Origin of the sequence: Halorubrum sp. GN11_10-6_MGM (assembly GCF_005435165.1) — an archaeon.
Lineage (GTDB): Archaea > Halobacteriota > Halobacteria > Halobacteriales > Haloferacaceae > Halorubrum.
The window spans coordinates 1-15176 of the sequence record NZ_SGUC01000034.1 but is presented as its reverse complement, the minus strand read 5'-3'; the positions used below and the strand labels follow the sequence as shown (position 1 = coordinate 15176).

18 protein-coding genes are annotated in these 15176 nt (G+C 67.6%); 8 read left to right on the top strand and 10 right to left on the bottom strand.

The genetic code is table 11. The features are described 5' to 3' along the window. Window positions 1-52 precede the first annotated feature (52 nt). The gene (locus EXE46_RS13685; protein WP_137688940.1) at window positions 53-544 is read left to right on the top strand and encodes a DUF5793 family protein; all 492 of its coding nucleotides are present in this window, start codon (window positions 53-55) and stop codon (window positions 542-544) included. A 19-nt stretch (window positions 545-563) separates the two neighbouring features. Here the strand turns inward: EXE46_RS13685 and EXE46_RS13680 are convergent, their stop codons facing one another. Together EXE46_RS13680 and EXE46_RS13675 are read right to left on the bottom strand one after the other, a co-directional pair. Beyond that, window positions 564-1490: an S-adenosyl-l-methionine hydroxide adenosyltransferase family protein gene (locus EXE46_RS13680; RefSeq protein WP_137688939.1), complete on the bottom strand. Its 927-nt coding sequence runs from the start codon at window positions 1488-1490 to the stop codon at window positions 564-566. A 112-nt stretch (window positions 1491-1602) separates the two neighbouring features. After that, window positions 1603-2133, bottom strand: a complete 531-nt coding sequence (locus tag EXE46_RS13675) for a nicotinamide-nucleotide adenylyltransferase (RefSeq protein ID WP_137688938.1) — start codon at window positions 2131-2133, stop codon at window positions 1603-1605. Between the two features lie 170 nt (window positions 2134-2303). Between EXE46_RS13675 and lonB the strand changes: the two genes are divergently transcribed. The 3 genes from lonB (at window position 2304) to EXE46_RS13660 (ending at window position 6661) form a co-directional block, all read left to right on the top strand. Beyond that, the gene (lonB, locus tag EXE46_RS13670) at window positions 2304-4592 is read left to right on the top strand and encodes an ATP-dependent protease LonB (RefSeq protein ID WP_137688937.1); all 2289 of its coding nucleotides are present in this window, start codon (window positions 2304-2306) and stop codon (window positions 4590-4592) included. A 145-nt stretch (window positions 4593-4737) separates the two neighbouring features. Next, complete coding sequence (locus EXE46_RS13665; protein ID WP_137688936.1) at window positions 4738-5520, top strand: CBS domain-containing protein; 783 nt, start codon at window positions 4738-4740, stop codon at window positions 5518-5520. Window positions 5521-5608: 88 nt separating this feature from the next. Beyond that, window positions 5609-6661 (top strand): ABC transporter ATP-binding protein, encoded by a 1053-nt coding sequence (locus tag EXE46_RS13660; RefSeq protein WP_137688935.1) that lies wholly within the window; start codon window positions 5609-5611, stop codon window positions 6659-6661. A 29-nt stretch (window positions 6662-6690) separates the two neighbouring features. Here EXE46_RS13660 and EXE46_RS13655 read toward each other — a convergent pair whose 3' ends face one another. From EXE46_RS13655 to EXE46_RS13645, 3 genes are read right to left on the bottom strand one after another with little or no spacing between them, the layout of a single operon-like run. Beyond that, window positions 6691-7575: an ABC transporter permease gene (locus EXE46_RS13655; protein ID WP_137688934.1), complete on the bottom strand. Its 885-nt coding sequence runs from the start codon at window positions 7573-7575 to the stop codon at window positions 6691-6693. Window position 7576: 1 nt separating this feature from the next. Continuing rightward, a complete protein-coding gene (locus EXE46_RS13650) occupies window positions 7577-8506 on the bottom strand; it encodes an ABC transporter permease (RefSeq protein WP_137688933.1) in 930 nt (309 codons plus the stop codon). Continuing rightward, window positions 8507-9745 (bottom strand): PotD/PotF family extracellular solute-binding protein, encoded by a 1239-nt coding sequence (locus tag EXE46_RS13645; RefSeq protein WP_137688932.1) that lies wholly within the window; start codon window positions 9743-9745, stop codon window positions 8507-8509. Window positions 9746-9953: 208 nt separating this feature from the next. On the opposite strand from EXE46_RS13645, the gene EXE46_RS13640 reads away from it, so the two are divergent. The 3 genes from EXE46_RS13640 (at window position 9954) to EXE46_RS13630 (ending at window position 11856) form a co-directional block, all read left to right on the top strand. Next, window positions 9954-10193, top strand: coding sequence for a hypothetical protein (locus EXE46_RS13640; RefSeq protein ID WP_137688931.1), 240 nt, complete (start codon window positions 9954-9956; stop codon window positions 10191-10193). A 116-nt stretch (window positions 10194-10309) separates the two neighbouring features. Continuing rightward, window positions 10310-11221: an NOP5/NOP56 family protein gene (locus EXE46_RS13635; RefSeq protein ID WP_137688930.1), complete on the top strand. Its 912-nt coding sequence runs from the start codon at window positions 10310-10312 to the stop codon at window positions 11219-11221. Further along, on the top strand, window positions 11218-11856 hold the full coding sequence (locus EXE46_RS13630) for a fibrillarin-like rRNA/tRNA 2'-O-methyltransferase (RefSeq protein WP_137688929.1): 639 nt from the start codon (window positions 11218-11220) through the stop codon (window positions 11854-11856). Before EXE46_RS13635 ends, EXE46_RS13630 begins: the two co-directional genes overlap by 4 nt. 33 nt (window positions 11857-11889) lie before the next feature. Here the strand turns inward: EXE46_RS13630 and EXE46_RS13625 are convergent, their stop codons facing one another. From EXE46_RS13625 to EXE46_RS13605, 5 genes are all read right to left on the bottom strand, one after another. Further along, entirely contained in the window at window positions 11890-12396 is a 507-nt protein-coding gene (locus tag EXE46_RS13625) for a twitching motility protein PilT (RefSeq protein ID WP_137688928.1), read from the bottom strand. After that, the gene (locus EXE46_RS13620; RefSeq protein ID WP_137688927.1) at window positions 12393-12761 is read right to left on the bottom strand and encodes a UPF0175 family protein; all 369 of its coding nucleotides are present in this window, start codon (window positions 12759-12761) and stop codon (window positions 12393-12395) included. Before EXE46_RS13620 ends, EXE46_RS13625 begins: the two co-directional genes overlap by 4 nt. Window positions 12762-12848: 87 nt before the next feature. Then, window positions 12849-13043, bottom strand: coding sequence for a helix-turn-helix transcriptional regulator (locus tag EXE46_RS13615; RefSeq protein ID WP_137688926.1), 195 nt, complete (start codon window positions 13041-13043; stop codon window positions 12849-12851). After that, on the bottom strand, window positions 13040-13456 hold the full coding sequence (locus EXE46_RS13610) for a DUF2178 domain-containing protein (protein ID WP_137688925.1): 417 nt from the start codon (window positions 13454-13456) through the stop codon (window positions 13040-13042). The genes EXE46_RS13615 and EXE46_RS13610 overlap by 4 nt, the downstream gene beginning before the upstream one ends. Window positions 13457-13599: 143 nt before the next feature. Further along, complete coding sequence (locus tag EXE46_RS13605) at window positions 13600-13908, bottom strand: transcription initiation factor IIB family protein (protein WP_137688924.1); 309 nt, start codon at window positions 13906-13908, stop codon at window positions 13600-13602. A gap of 137 nt (window positions 13909-14045) precedes the next feature. Here EXE46_RS13605 and nth point away from each other — a divergent pair, with 137 nt between their 5' ends. Further along, a complete protein-coding gene (gene nth / locus EXE46_RS13600; protein WP_137688923.1) occupies window positions 14046-14747 on the top strand; it encodes an endonuclease III in 702 nt (233 codons plus the stop codon). The last annotated feature ends 429 nt before the right edge of the window (window positions 14748-15176 follow it).

The following is a 15176-nucleotide window of genomic DNA, read 5'->3' as shown; positions in this document are numbered from 1 at the left end:
CCGGGTCGCCCGTTACGTTGATACGGCCGGACCGCGAACGATCCGATAGGAAATGCGGCGTGACTACTTCGATCTGACCGTCGAGGGCGTCGGGGACGGCGCCGGCTCCCGGTCGCCCCCGCTGGTGCGGATCGACTTCCACGGGCCGGAGGAACTGCTCCGAGAGCGGCTCTCCGGGGACGAGACCGACGACGCGAACGTCGAGACGGACGGCGACGACCTGCTCACGGCCGACCAGATCGACGTCGCCTTTCGGCTCCGCGAGCCGCTGGACGAGGCGGCCGACCCGGAGGGCGTCGTCGGCGTCACCAACCGGTACACCGGCGACTTCGTCCTCGAACTCAACGAGACGGCGACGGACGTCCTCCCGTTCATCCACGCCGCGCGCGACGCGACCGACGACGGCGACGCCCGGTACCGCGTCGAGATCGACGTCGACGGCGAGCGCCTCGTCGCCTACGACAAGGACACCTTCCTCGTGTACGACCACGAGGGGAACCTGCTCCGCAGCGAGAGCCTGATCCCCTCGGGCGTCGAACTGTAGAGCCGGCTGTTTTCGGATTTCAGAGGCTGACGCTGTCGGGGACGAACCGCACCGCGTCGCCGGGCCGGAGGTCGAAGGCGCCGTCGCCGCGGCCGTCGTTCACGTCGCACTCCGCGTAGCCGTGGCTCCCGACGGTGACGAGGCGCTCGCCGGGCTCGACGGCGCCGAACGTCTCCGCGACCGGCGTGAGGTCGCCGTTGACGCGGACCCAGTCGTGGCCGCGGATCAGTTCGCCGGGGACGTTCGTGATCACGTTGCCGAACCGATCGATCGCGAGCACCTCGCCGTCGACGGCGAGCACCCCACCGTCGCCGCTTCGGTCCTCCGCATCGGCTCCCCTATCCTCGGCGTCGCCGCCCCCATCCTCGGCGTCGCCACTCCCATCCTCGCCGTGGTCGTCGTCGCGCTCCACGGTCGGCTCCGGGAAGCGGACGTCGACGGGATCGCTCGCGGGCGTGAGGTCGTCCATCGCGTCGAGCGTCGCTGCGACCGCGTCGGCGTCGGGCGCCCCGTCCGATGCCGCCGGGCCGTCGTCGAGCGCGACCCGAATCCGGGCCGCGGTCGGGGCGAACACGTCGCGCCCGTGGAACGTCTCGCTCGCGGGGTCCTCGACCGCGACGGTCCACGCCTCGACGTCGGCGTCGCCGTCGGCCAGCGCTCGGGCGGGGGGCATCGCGAGCCCGTTGTCCGGAGCCACGAGGACGTGCGCGCCGGCGCGGACGACGAGGGCGTCGCGGTCGGTGCCGACGCCGGGGTCGATCACGGCGCAGTGGACCGCGGGCGGGAACTCCGGGAGGACGAACCGCAGCCAGAAGGCGGCCGCTCGGGGGTCGCCTCGGGGCAGGTCGTGCGCGACGTCGATCAGTTCGGCGTCCGTCCGCCGGCGGATCACTCCCTTCATCGCGGCGGGGTACGGCGAGCCGAAGTCCGAGGTGAGCGTGATCATACCGGAACCGCGTGCGGCGCGCGGTTAAAAGGAACGGGCGGCGGTCACGGGCGATGGGCGGCGGTCACGGGCGATCGAACGCCGGCGAGTCGCGACCCCCGCGTCCGTCGCCCTACTGGTCGGACGGCTCGTCGCCGTTCGAGTCCGTCTCCGCGATCCGGCGGATGCGCTTGACGCCGTCGACCTCGCGGATTACGTCGGCCACGGCGTCGGGGACGAGTCCCTCCCAGTCGCGGCCGCGGATCATCCGCTCGCGGAGCTCCGTCCCCTCCAACACGTCGCGTCGGAACATCGGCGACTGGCGCACCTCGACGCCCGCCTCCTCGAACAGCCGGACCACGAGCGGGTTGTTCGAGTACGCGACGTCGAACCGGGGGGTCATGCTCTGGACGTGGCTCACCCAGACGGAGTTGCGGTCGAGGTCCTCGATGGGGACGACGTACGTGGTGGCGTCTAGCTCCTCGACCGCCTTCGTCACCATCATCACGCGCTCGCCGGCGGTGAAGGGGTTCCGCGTGGTGTGAGAGTCGCCGGCGGAGCCGATCCCCAAGACGAGCTCGTCGACCTCCGCCGCGATCTCTTCCACCATGTGCTGGTGGCCGTCGTGAAACGGCTGATACCGGCCGATGTAAAACCCCCGCATGAATCTACGTACCGTTGGCGTCATTTATAAACCCCGTGGGAACGGTCGTACGCCGATATCGGCGTTTATACGGCTTCATAGCCGAGATTACACCAGCACCGGTCGACCCTCCGGGGGGAGAAAGTATATCAGTAGCCGACCCTTCGTTTTCGGTAGCGACACCCGATTCTATGAGCAACGAGAAGGACACGAACGACCCGACGGCCGACGACCCCGACGAACCGCCGCAGGGCGGCGTCGACGACTCGAGTCCGGCGGGGAACGGCGAGGACGCCACGCGCGGCGACCCCGAGCCCGACGACGGTCCGGCGAACGATCCCGGCGCCGACGAGGACCCGGTCGCCGACTCCGGCGGGGAGTCGGCCGCGGACCCCGACGACGGCGACGATCCCTGGGACGACGGGGTCGTCGTCGACGACGGGGACGGGTTCGACGAGGCCGAGATCGTCGGGGAGGGTCCCGACGAGAGCCGGAACGGCGACGACGCCGGTCCGGCCGACGACGGCGGGATCGACGAGCTCGGCAGCACCGTCGAGGTCGAGGGCGCCGAGATCGAAGAGGACCCCGACGAGGACGACCTCCTCGGCGGGCTCAAGATCGACACGACGGCCGAACTGGAGATACCGGACCGGCTCGTCGACCAGGTCATCGGGCAGGAACACGCCCGCGACGTGATCATCAAGGCGGCCAAGCAGCGCCGCCACGTGATGATGATCGGGTCGCCCGGGACCGGGAAGTCGATGCTGGCGAAGGCGATGTCCGAACTCCTCCCCAAAGAGGAGCTTCAGGACGTCCTGGTGTATCACAACCCCGAGGACGGCAACAAGCCGAAGGTCCGGACGGTGCCGGCCGGCAAGGGCGACCAGATCGTCGAGGCGCACCGCGAGGAGGCGCGCAAGCGCAACCAGATGCGGTCGCTGTTGATGTGGATCATCATCGCCGTCGTGCTGGGCTACGCGCTCATCATCGTCGGCCAGATCCTCGTCGGCATCATCGCGGCCGGGGTCGTCTACCTCGTCTTCCGCTACCTCAACCGCGGCTCGGACGCGATGATCCCGAACCTGCTGGTGAACAACGGCGACACGAAGACGGCGCCGTTCCGCGACGCGACCGGCGCGCACGCCGGTGCGCTGCTCGGCGACGTCCGGCACGACCCGTTCCAGTCCGGCGGGATGGAGACGCCCAGCCACGACCGTGTCGAGGCCGGGGCCATCCACAAGGCGAACAAGGGCGTGCTGTTCATCGACGAGATCAACACGCTCGACATCCGCAGCCAGCAGCACCTCATGACGGCGATTCAGGAGGGCGAGTTCTCGATCACGGGCCAGTCCGAGCGCTCCTCGGGCGCGATGGTCCAGACCGAGCCCGTCCCGACCGACTTCGTCATGATCGCGGCCGGGAACCTCGACGCGATGGAGAACATGCACCCGGCGCTCCGGAGCCGTATCAAGGGGTACGGGTACGAGGTGTACATGGAGGACACCATCGAGGACACCCCGGAGATGCGCCGGAAGTACGTCCGGTTCATCGCCCAGGAGGTCGCGAAGGACGGCCGCCTGCCGGAGTTCACGGCCGAGGCCGTCGAGGAGGTCATCCTCGAGGCCAAGCGCCGCTCCGGCCGGAAGGGTCACCTCACCCTCCTGTTCCGGAACCTCGGCGGACTGGTCCGCGTCGCGGGCGACATCGCCCGCGGCGAGGACGCCGACTACACCACCCGCGACCACGTGCTTCAGGCGAAGGGGCGCTCGCGCTCCATCGAACAGCAGCTCGCCGACGACTACATCGAGCGCCGGAAGGACTACGAGCTGCAGGTCTCCGACGGCTACGTCACCGGGCGCGTCAACGGCCTCGCCGTGATGGGCGAGGACTCCGGGATCATGCTCCCGGTGATGGCCGAGGTGACGCCGACCCAGAGCGGCGGACAGGTGATCGCCACCGGCCAGCTCAAGGAGATGGCCGAGGAGTCGGTCCAGAACGTCTCGGCGATCATCAAGAAGTTCTCCGACGAGAACATCTCGGAGAAGGACATCCACATCCAGTTCATCCAGACGGGCCAGCAGGGCGTCGACGGCGACAGCGCGTCCATCACGGTCGCGACTGCCGTCATCTCCGCGCTCGAGGACGTCGGCGTCGATCAGAGCCTCGCGATGACCGGCTCGCTGTCGGTCCGCGGCGACGTGCTCCCGGTCGGCGGGGTCACCCACAAGATCGAGGCGGCCGCGAAGGCCGGCTGCGACCGGGTGATCATCCCCGCCGCCAACGAGCAGGACGTGATGATCGAAGACGAGTACGAGGAGATGATCGAGGTCATCCCGGTCTCGCACATCAGCGAGGTCCTCGACATCGCCCTCGAGGGCGAGGCCGAGAAGGATTCGCTCGTCTCCCGGCTGAAGTCGATCACCGGCTCGGCGCTGAAGGACGGCAACGTCTCCGGCCCGTCGAACCCGAGCCCGCAGTAAGCGGTTCCACCCCTCCCTCTTTGCGGTTCGCTCGCCCGGCGAGTCGCGACTCCCGCGGCCGTGGCCGGTTTGTGCCCACAGCGGCTTCCTGCTTTGTACCCACGCCCCCGTCTGCTTTTTACCTCCGGCCCCGCAACGGGAGCCAATGACCGGGAAACCGACGGTCGGGGAGTACATGACCCGCGAGGTGGAGACGGTCAGCCCGGACGAGACGGTGGCGACCGTCGCGCGCCGCATGGCCGACAGCGACGGTCACAACGGGTTCCCCGTCACGCAAGGCCGCACCGTCGAGGGGTTCGTCTCGGCCGGGGACCTGCTGCTCGCGGACGACGACGCCCCCGTGTTCACCGTGATGACGGAGGACCTGATCGTCGCGCACCCCGACATGAAGGTGACCGACGCCGCACGGGTGATCTTGCGGTCCGGGATTCAGCGCCTCCCCGTCGTCGACGACGCCGACAACCTCGTCGGGATCATCTCGAACACCGACGTGGTGCGCTCGCAGATAGAGCGCGCGACGCCGGGCAAGGTCGGGAAGCTGATGCGCACGCTCGAACAGATCCACGGCGTCGAGCTCGACGAGGAGCGTCGCGAGGTCGCCATCGCGGAGCTGACGCCGACGCAGGCGCGGGTGTACGCCGACGAGCTGGAAGGACGCCAGTACGAGCTCGAACACGGGCTCGCCGAGCCGCTCGTCGTCATCGACAACGGCGGCACGCTGTATCTCGCCGACGGCCACCACCGAGCGATGGCCGCCCGCGAGGCCGGCATCGAGGCGATGGACGCGTACGTGATCGTCCCGCGGACGACGATCGACCTCGGAATGGCGAAGACCGCCGAGAAGGAGGGGCTCCGCGTCGTCGGCGACATCGAGATCGTCGACTACGCGCGCCACCCCCTCGTGGAGACGACGAAGCGGCTCCAGTGAGCGGCGGCGGTTTTATCTGGTGCGTACCCCCGGTTCGCGACGCCGTCCGGCGATAGATTGATAATGCTGGTGTCGGGACGAGTGTCACATGACAACGGAGAACACACTAGTCGAACTCGACGAGGTGACGAAGCGGTTCGGCGATCTCACCGCGGTCGGCGGCGTCGACTTCTCCGTCCGGAAAGGGGAGTTCTTCACGCTCGTCGGTCCCTCGGGCTGCGGGAAGACGACGACGCTCCGGATGATCTGCGGCTTCGAACATCCGACCGAGGGCGACGTCAGAATCGACGGTCGCTCGATGGGATCGGTCCCTCCCGAGGCGCGGGACACGAACCTCGTGTTCCAGCAGCTCTCGCTTTTTCCCCACATGACCGTCGGCGAGAACGTGGGGTACGGGCTCGCGAAGGCGGGCGTCGACGCCGACCAGCGGTCGGAGCGCGTCTCCGAGTACCTCGATCTCGTCGACCTCAGCGGGTTCGAGGACCGTAACCCGACCGAACTCTCCGGCGGCCAACAGCAGCGCGTCGCCCTCGCCCGCGCGCTCGTCAACGAGCCGGCGGTGTTACTGCTCGACGAACCGCTCTCCAGTCTCGACCGGAAGCTCCGGAAGCAGATGCAGGTCGAACTCCGCCGGATCCACAAGCAGACGCAGGGGGGGTTCTTCTACGTGACCCACGACCAGGAGGTCGCGATGACGCTCAGCGACCGGATCGCCGTGATGAACGACGGCCACATCGAGCAGATCGGCCCCCCGGAGGAGATCTACCGCGAGCCGGCGTCCGAGTTCGTCGCCGACTTCATCGGCGACACGAACCTCATCGACGCGCAGGTCACCGACCAGAACGGCGCGACGGTGGCGGAGATCGGCGGCGAAGGGGGGTTCAGCGTCCCGGCGCCGGACCGGTCCGGCGAGGTCACCGTCTCGATCCGGCCGGAGGACTTCACCCTCGCCGACGCCGACGGGGCTTTGGACGGCACCGTCACCGAGCGGTACTTCCAGGGCGACCAGACGAACTACCTCGTCGATCCCGACGGGACGGTCGACGAGCTTCAGGTCGTCATCCAAGGACGCGAATCGGCGGTCGACACGGGCGCCGACATCGCGCTCGACGTCGTCGACGGCGCGCCGACGGTCTTCTGACCCCGCGGCGTCGAGGCCGCACCGCGGGGCTACTCCTCTTCTTCGGTGACCGTTCCGGCGACGTAGCCGGTCACGTTGCCGACGTTCATCGCCACCGCCAACGCAATCGCGATGCCGAACACGATGAGCGCGGAGACGGCGTTGAGCTCGGGCGCGTCGAGCTGTCGGATCCGGCTGAACATCCAGATGGTCAGGACGTCGGTGTTGGGGCCGGTGAGGAACAGCGCGCGGATGTAGTCCTCGAACGACCGGATCCACGCGAACAGGAACCCCGCTCCGACCGCCGGGGCGATCACGGGGAGCGTGACGTCCCTGAACACCGTGATCGGGTCCGCGCCGAGGTCCCGAGCCGCCTCCTCTAACGACTCGTCGAACGTGTACATCCGGGCGGAGACGATGAGCAGCACGAACGGGAAGCCGTACAGCGAGTGAGCGAGCACCACCGTGGCGAACCCGGGCAGGATGCCGAGCAGGTTCTGGAAGTAGATCCGGAGCGCCACGCCGAGGATGATGCCCGGGATCACCATGGGGATGATCCCGAAGGTCCGGTACACCTCCCGGAGGCGGAAGCGGTAGCGAGTCAGGGCGAAGCTTGCCAGCACGCCAAGCACCGTCGCGACCGACGCCGCCACCGTCGCGATCGTGAGGCTCCCGGCGAGCGACGCGCGCATCGAGTCGCTGCTGACCGCGAGCCGAAAGTTGTCGAGCGTGAACCCCTCGAACGGGAAGATCGTCACGGCGTTCTCCGCGAACGCGAGGAAGATGATGATCGCGAGCGGCACCCACAAGAAGAGGAGCAACAGTCCGGAGACGACGTACAGCGAGGTGCCGAGCAGCCGTTCGACCGTCTGATGACCGATGAGCCGGTCGGTCGACGGCGCCGTCTCGGTCGACTCGGACGTGTCGGTCGCCATCTCAGGCACCCCCCAGCTCCTCGATGCTCACGTACCGGAACGCGAGGATCATCGCACCGACGATCGAGACGAGGACGAACATCGACGCCGCGCTCGCGTACCCGATCGAGTACGTCCCCGCGACCCGGCTCTCGATGAGCATACCGATCATCTGAACTTTGCCCTGCCCGAGGAACGTCGGCGTGATGAACGCGCCGACGCTCGGAACGAAGACGAAGAGGCTCCCGCCGATGATGCCCGGAAGCGTGAGCGGAATCACGTGATCTCGGAGCACTTCGACCCGGGACGCGCCGAGATCTCGGGCCGCCTCGATGATCGAGAAGTCGAGACCGTCGAGGCTCGCGTACAGCGTCAGCAGCATGTACGGGAAGTACGCGTGCGTGAGTCCGACGATGATGGCCGGGATCCCGTAGTTGAAGATCCCGAGGGGAGCGTCGATCAGCCCCCAACTCATCAGCGTGCTGTTGATCACGCCGCCGGGGCCGAACATGAGGACCCACGAGTACGCCCGCACGAGGTACATGGTGAAGAAGGGTAAGAGCACGAAGAAGATGACGAGCTTGAACAGGCGGCCGCCCTTCCGCGCCAGCAGGTACGCCAGCGGAAACGCGAGCGTCAGACACAACACCGTGGTCACGGTCGCGATGACGTACGAGAGCCACAGCGCCGTGACGAACGGCGTGTTCCAGATCGCGCCGCCGCCGTCGAACAGCGAGCGGTAGTTGTTCAGCGTCGGCTCGTAGATGATCTGGTACGTCAGCGAACTCACCTCGAAGAAACTCACGGCGACCATGAACGCGAGCGGCGCGACGAGCAGGGTGAGTATCCACGCCGCGCTGGGCCCGACCGTGACGCCGAGCCGACTGCGCGGTCCGCTCAGCAGCCTCACCGCTCTCGCCCGGGTGCTCTCGTCCGGCTCGTCTGTCGCCATCTATGCCGCCTTGACCTCTTCCCACGTGGAGATGTACGCCTCCTCGACGTCCGAGGCGATGTCCTTGAGCGAGTACATCCCCTCGAGACGCGAGGGGTCGATCCGGCCGTACAGCTCGTTCTGCTCTTCGGTCAGCTCGTCGGCAACGTTGGGGTTCGTGCTGGGCGAGAAGCCGGCCTCCGCGAGCGCCGCGCCGTTCGTCGGTGTGATGAACTCGTTTATCACCTCCCAGGCGGTCTCCTTGTTGTCCGAGGCGTCCGAGACGACCGCGGTCTCGTACCACGCCAGCGCGCCCTCCTGGGGAGCGACGTACTCCACCCAGTCGTCGCCCTCGCTCCGCATCTGGACGGTCTCGTTCCGCCCGCTGTGCCCGACGAGGAAGTTGCCCTGGCGGAACTCCTGGATGAACGTCGGGTCGGGGGCGATGTACCCCTGTAGCCGCGACTTCTGTTGAATGAGCAGCTCCTGAATCTCCGAGAGCTGGTCCTCCGTGAACGTCATCCGAGCCCCGGACATCGCGTCGTCCATGCCGAGGTACAGCGCGGCAGCGGGGATCGTCTTCGCCGCCTCGTCGTACATGATGATCTCGCCGTCGAGATCGGTGTCGACGTAGTCCTCCTCGAACAGGATGTCGTAGCTCGGGTCGTGGTCCGGCACGCTCCGCGAGTCGTAGGAGTACCCGTACCAGCCGAAGCGGATCGGCACGCCGTAGGCGTTCCCGCTCTCGGTGAACTGGTTGTCGACGAACGACTGGAACCGGTCGTACATCGAGCCGAAGTTGTTCACCACGTCGTTGTTCACCGGCGCGACAAGGTCGGCGTCCATGAACCGCGGCACGAGGTTGTTGTTCGGAACGGCGATGTCGTACTGGGCGTCCTGTCCGGCGCTCCACTGCGAGAACATCTCGGTCGACGAGGTCGAGGGCGTGATGTTCAGCTCCACCCCGTCGAGCGTGGACTCGATGTTCTCCTGCATCTCGGCGTACTCCTCCCACGTGATGATGTTGATCGTGGTCGTCCCGTCGCCGCCCATGCTCCCGCCGTCACTACCGTCGGACCCGCCATCACCGCCGTCGCCACCGTCACCGCCGTCGCCGCCGTCACCGCCGCTACAGCCGGCGAGTGCGGCCACGCCGGCGGCACCCGCGCCGGCGATGTAGCGGCGCCGACTCACGTTCCGGCGAGCCGAATCCGAGTGGTCGCTTGTGCTATGCGATCTATTGGCAGGGTCTGACGTCATGTTCCGATGACATAAATCGGAGACATATAAGTATTATGCCGATATCGGCGTCAGGTTCGCCGTACTGGCGATGCCGGCCCTCGATCCGTCGTCGTCGCGCCTCCCGACCGGCGGATCGAGCAGGTGCTCGCGCAACGGCGGCGGTGGGCCGCGAACGCTGCGGGGTGCCGGTGGGTAGGCTTATGTAAGCGGCGAAGAAATTTCACCTATGGGATCACGTATTCGACGCGCACTCTCCCGAGCGACGCTCGCCGCTGTCGGCGCGGCCGCCGGCGCCGCGGTCGGTGGACTGATCAGTCGACAAGCGGCGTCCAGCGGCGGCGCCCTCGGCGCGCTCGCGGGCGCGACGATCGCCGACGTGCGCTCCGACTCTGACGGTATCTTTGACGCGCTGCGCCGCGGTGAGAACGACGACGCGCCCGACGACGACGCGGCGGCCGCCGAGTGAGGCTTGGCCCGGTCGCCGAGAGGGCGCCGTGCCAGCCGAAGGCGTCTCACGTCGACCGTCGGGAACCTGCCGGCGTTCGGGAACGCCTATACGACGGGGACGAGTAGCGACGGCCGATGACAGACACCGACGCGGGCTGGTTCTCGGGACCAACCGCGGACAGAGGAGCCGAGAGCGACGTGGCCGATGCGGCCCGTTCCCGGCTCGCGAACGGAGAGGCCGACCGGCCCCGCGACTGGTCGACCCTCGCCGTCGAGTCCGGGTTCGCGGAGTCGACCGACGACTACTACGACCGACTCCACGAGGCGTCTCTGGCGGCGACCCGCGAGGCGGTCCGCGAGCGCGAGCGGGCCGACGACGCGCAGCTGATCCATGCGGTGCGGGCCATAGACGACACTGAGCGCACCGCCAACGAGCTCGCCGAGCGCGCCGTCGAGTGGGCGGGGACCCTGTTCGACGACGTCGGCTCCGGAGTCGAGGGCGCGCGGGAGATCGCGGCGCGCGAACCGGAGAGTGACGCCGAGCGGCGGGCGGTCTCGCTCGCGGCGCGCGCCGCCGATCTCGACGACGAGCGGGCCGAACTCGCCGAGACGATCGGTCGGATCGCGCCCGCGGTCGCCCCCAACCTCGCCGAGATGGCGGGCCCGGAACTCGCCGCGCGGCTGATCGCGCTCGCCGGCGGGCTGGAGTCGCTCGCGAAGAAGCCCTCGGGGACCGTCCAGGTGCTTGGCGCCGAGGACGCGCTGTTCGCGCACCTCTCCGGGCGCGCGCCCTCGCCGAAACACGGGATCATCTACACGCACGAGTACGTTCGCGGGACGCGGCCCGAGGACAGGGGGTCGGCAGCGCGCGCGCTCGCCGGCAAGCTGTCGCTCGCCGCCCGGGCGGACCACTACGCCGGCGAGCGGCGAGACCAGCTTCACGAGGACCTCCAAGCGCGGATGGCGACGATCCGGGCGCGGGCGGACGACGGAGGAGATCCCGCGCCGGACGGCGAGGCGGCGAGCGACGGAGGGGACGGACGATGAGTGAGCCGTCCCTTCCGGACGGCGTCGAGCGCCGCGAGTTCGACGGCGAGCGACGGCTGGCGACCCGCGGCGAGCCGGTGTACGGCGAGCCGACCGCCGACGGCTGGCGCGCGTGGGACCCCGAGCGGTCGAAGCTCGGCGGGATGCTCGAACTCGGGCTGGAGACGGGGCTCGCGGGCGGCGAGATGGTCCTCTACCTCGGCGCCGCGAGCGGCACCACGGTCAGTCACGTCGCGGACTTCGCGGGCCCCACGTACGCGGTCGAGTTCGCGCCCCGACCCGCGCGGGACCTGCTCGACGCGGCGGCGCCCCGCGATCGGCTGTTCCCGCTGCTCAAGGACGCCCGGAAGCCGGAGACGTACGCCCACGTCGTCGAGAGCGACGTCGACGCGATCGTTCAGGACGTCGCCACCCGCGGGCAGGCCGAGGTCGCGGTCCGCAACGCGCAGTTCCTCGCGGCCGACGGGCGGCTGCTGCTGGCGATCAAGGCGCGCAGCGAGGACGTGACCGCGGAGCCGGACGCGGTGTTCGAGGGCGCGCTCGACCGGCTCCGAGAGGCGTACGAGGTGCTGGAGACGCGGCGGCTCGACCGGTTCCACGAGGACCACCTCGGCGTCGTGGCGACGCCGAAGTGATCACTCGTGAAGTTGAGACTACAGTCAGCGTTGTCAGCGATACTCCGAGATCGTCCGATACGGGACGTAGTACCCGGTCTCACCGATCCACGTCGACAGCCACTCGTCAGCAGTCGCTTCATCGATCTTCCCAGCGTCGATTGCAGCCAACAGAACCCCGACGGATCCGACAACGGTCACGCCCTGATCTTTCGCAAACGACCGGGCATCCCCGTCGTCGGTCAGTAGGCGACCGTCCGCTGCGTCCGCCAAGGCGAACGCCTGGGCCTCGCCGGGATCGAGATGACCACCAACAACGGCCTCTCTATTTGCGACAGTATCCGAAATCATCGCGACAGGAATCTCGTCGTCGAGTGTATCGAGTGCTGACTGAAGATACGGATGGTCGTCGACACCGCCTTCGAGTTCCTCGCGAACGACTGGAACCGCGCAGATTCCAGAGAGTCCTGAAACGACCCACAGCTGGTCGATGTACGCGAAATTCGAGAGGACAGTCGTGTTCAGGACGCTCGGGTTGGCTGGAATCTCATCGCCTGTCATTTCGCATGTGACTCCACGTCGTCCGACTCCTCATCATCGAATTCGAGTTCGCTCGCTGCCTCTACCTCGTCGGCTGCGTCGTCTTCGTCAACGAGTCCAAGACGGAGTTCGACGCCGTGCTCACGGAGGATATCCCGCATCGTCCACCGGTCGACATCGGCGAGTCTCGCAGCATCACCGAGCGTAATCCGCTCGCGTTCGTAGAGGGCGACCGCAGCTGCAATACGTTCGTTTTCGTTGTCCTCGAAGTATTCACGCACGAACTCGCGCAACGCATCGCTCTTGCCGCCAAACACACCCGCCTCAACAGCACCCTCAATAAGGAGATCGAGGTCATCTGGATAGGAGCCGGTAATTCGTGCCATCGTTCTATCTTAGACTACGTCTTCATACTATTTATGAACTACGCCGGAAGGCCATATACATTGAGACGACCAGTCTCAACTACTGGATCACTCGTCCGGCTCGAAGACGTCCTCGATCCGGCAGTCGAAGTGATCCGCGAGCGCGAACGCCAGCTCCAGCGAGGGGTCGTAGCGCTCGCGTTCGATCGCGTTGATCGTCTGTCTGGTGACCCCGACCGCGGCGGCGAGGTCGGCCTGGCTCTCGTCGGTCTCGGCGCGTCTGTCGGGGATGTCGTTTCTCATGTGCGCCGCTTGTAGTAGAGATGGGACGCGCCGAACACGACGAAGACCCCGAAGAGGGTCCAGGTCGCGCCGTAGAACTCACCGGGAAGCGTGACCAGCCCGCTCTCTTGGAGCGCGAGGCCGCCGGGCGTCCCGAGGACGAAGACGTAGGCGAAGACGTTCATCGTGCTCTGGCTGGCCTTGCGGCTGATGGTGCCGTCGCGCTCGTCGTACAGTTCGACGGGGCTGAACCGCTGGACGAGCCCCATCCCAAGCCCGCCGGCCCAGTAGAGGGCGACGCCGAGGACGAACCGGTCGAGCGCGATGCCGATCCACAGCGCGAGGATTCCGGCGCCGAGCAGGCCGTACGCGATGCGTTTGTACCGCTTTCGGGTGGAGGGCCGAGTCGTCGCGGAGGTCGTGTGTTCGCTCATGGTGGAAGGGAAAGCGAGCGCGGGCAGGTGTAAAGCTCGCTTTACAGTAAAGGATGCTTTACGTTAGATAATAAAACTATCGCCGGCAGTAAGACTGACGCGAAACGTGTTGAGAGCCACTCAAACCTCGTCTTACCCGTACTTCACCACGACGGCGGGGAGAAGCCGGCGTCTTCTAAGATTGGCTTCCACCGCTTCTGGACGGAGAGCCGCGAAACGTCCATCGCGTCGGCGACGGCGGACTGCGAGCGCTCCTCGCCGCGGATCAGGCCGGCGGCGTAGAGGCTGGCGGCGGCCGCGACGCGCTTCCCGCGGTCGTCGTCGGGGGCGCGCGAGAGGAACAGGTCGACCGCGGTCGAGCGCGTCTCCGCGTCGAGGTCGAGCGAGGCGCACGCCTCGTCGAGCAGTTCGATCCACGCCTCGTTGTCGACTCGGTCGCTCGCCCGGTACACGCAGCGAGGTAGTCGAGCGAGATATATAAACGGCCCGCGGTCGGCGTCGGGGGGTCAACCACGCGGGCCTGATCCGCTCGCGGTCGCCGCGCTATCGCGGTCGCCGCGCTAAAGTCGCCCGCGCACGTAGCCCGCGTATGTCGACGCAGACGTGGGACGAGACGCGGGTCCGGGCGCTTCACGACGACCTCGTGGCGCTGTACGAGCCGGTCGATCGCGTCGCGGAGCACGGCGCGGACCCGACGGCCGAGCCGGGCGAGGGCGTCCGTCAGCTGGTGACGACGATCCTCTCGCAGAACGTCGCCGACGAGAACACCCGGCGCGCGTCGGAGGCGCTGTTCGACCGCTACGAGGACTTCGCGGCGATCGAGGCCGCCGACCACGACGAGCTGAAGGAGACGATCCGCGTCGCGGGGCTGCCCGACCAGAAGGCCGCCCGCATCCAGCGCGCGCTGACCGCGATCCGCGAGGAGACCGGCGGCGCGTACTCGCTCGCGTTCCTCGACGCGATGCCGACGGACGAGGCGAAGGCGTGGCTGACGGAAATCAAAGGCGTCGGGCCGAAGACCGCGAGCGTCGTGTTGAACTTCCACTTCGGGAAGCCGACGATGGCGGTCGACACGCACGTCGAGCGCGTCTCGAAGCGGTTCGGGCTCGTGCCGGAGTCGGCCTCGAACGGGCGCGCCCACGACCTCTTGGACGAACGGGTGCCCGACGAGCTGATCTACCCGCTCCACGTCCTGCTGATCCGACACGGTCGAGAGTACTGTTCGGCGCGCGGCGCCGACTGCGACAACCCCGTCTGTGACGCGTACTGCGACTGCGAACACTGCTCATAAATTGTTGGGAGTGGGACGAGCCCCTCGGGAGACCCGACCGCAAGCACATGAATATCCGATAGCGGATTGACGGTGACCACCTCCAAAGCCCCGGCCGCGAGGGCTCGATGCGCCCGCTGCGGTCCTCGTCACTCGCTTCGCTCGTTCCTGCGGTCCTTACGTCGCGCGTCTTCGCCCTCGCGGCCGCCCCTTTGAGTCCCGCCCCGCACAGCGACCGCACCGCAACCTCACGCCTCCCCAGCCTCGCCGCTCGCTCCCTCCGGTCGCTCGCGGCGTCCCTCGCGCGTGCGACTCGCGGCCTCTAGTGATAGCCGAAAAATTTGTAATATTAGAGTGTAAGTACGAACTATGCCTGGACCGTCGAAAGATCACCTCGAACATCTGAGTGAAGAGGAACTCGATGAGGCGATCGATCAAGCTCAATCTGAC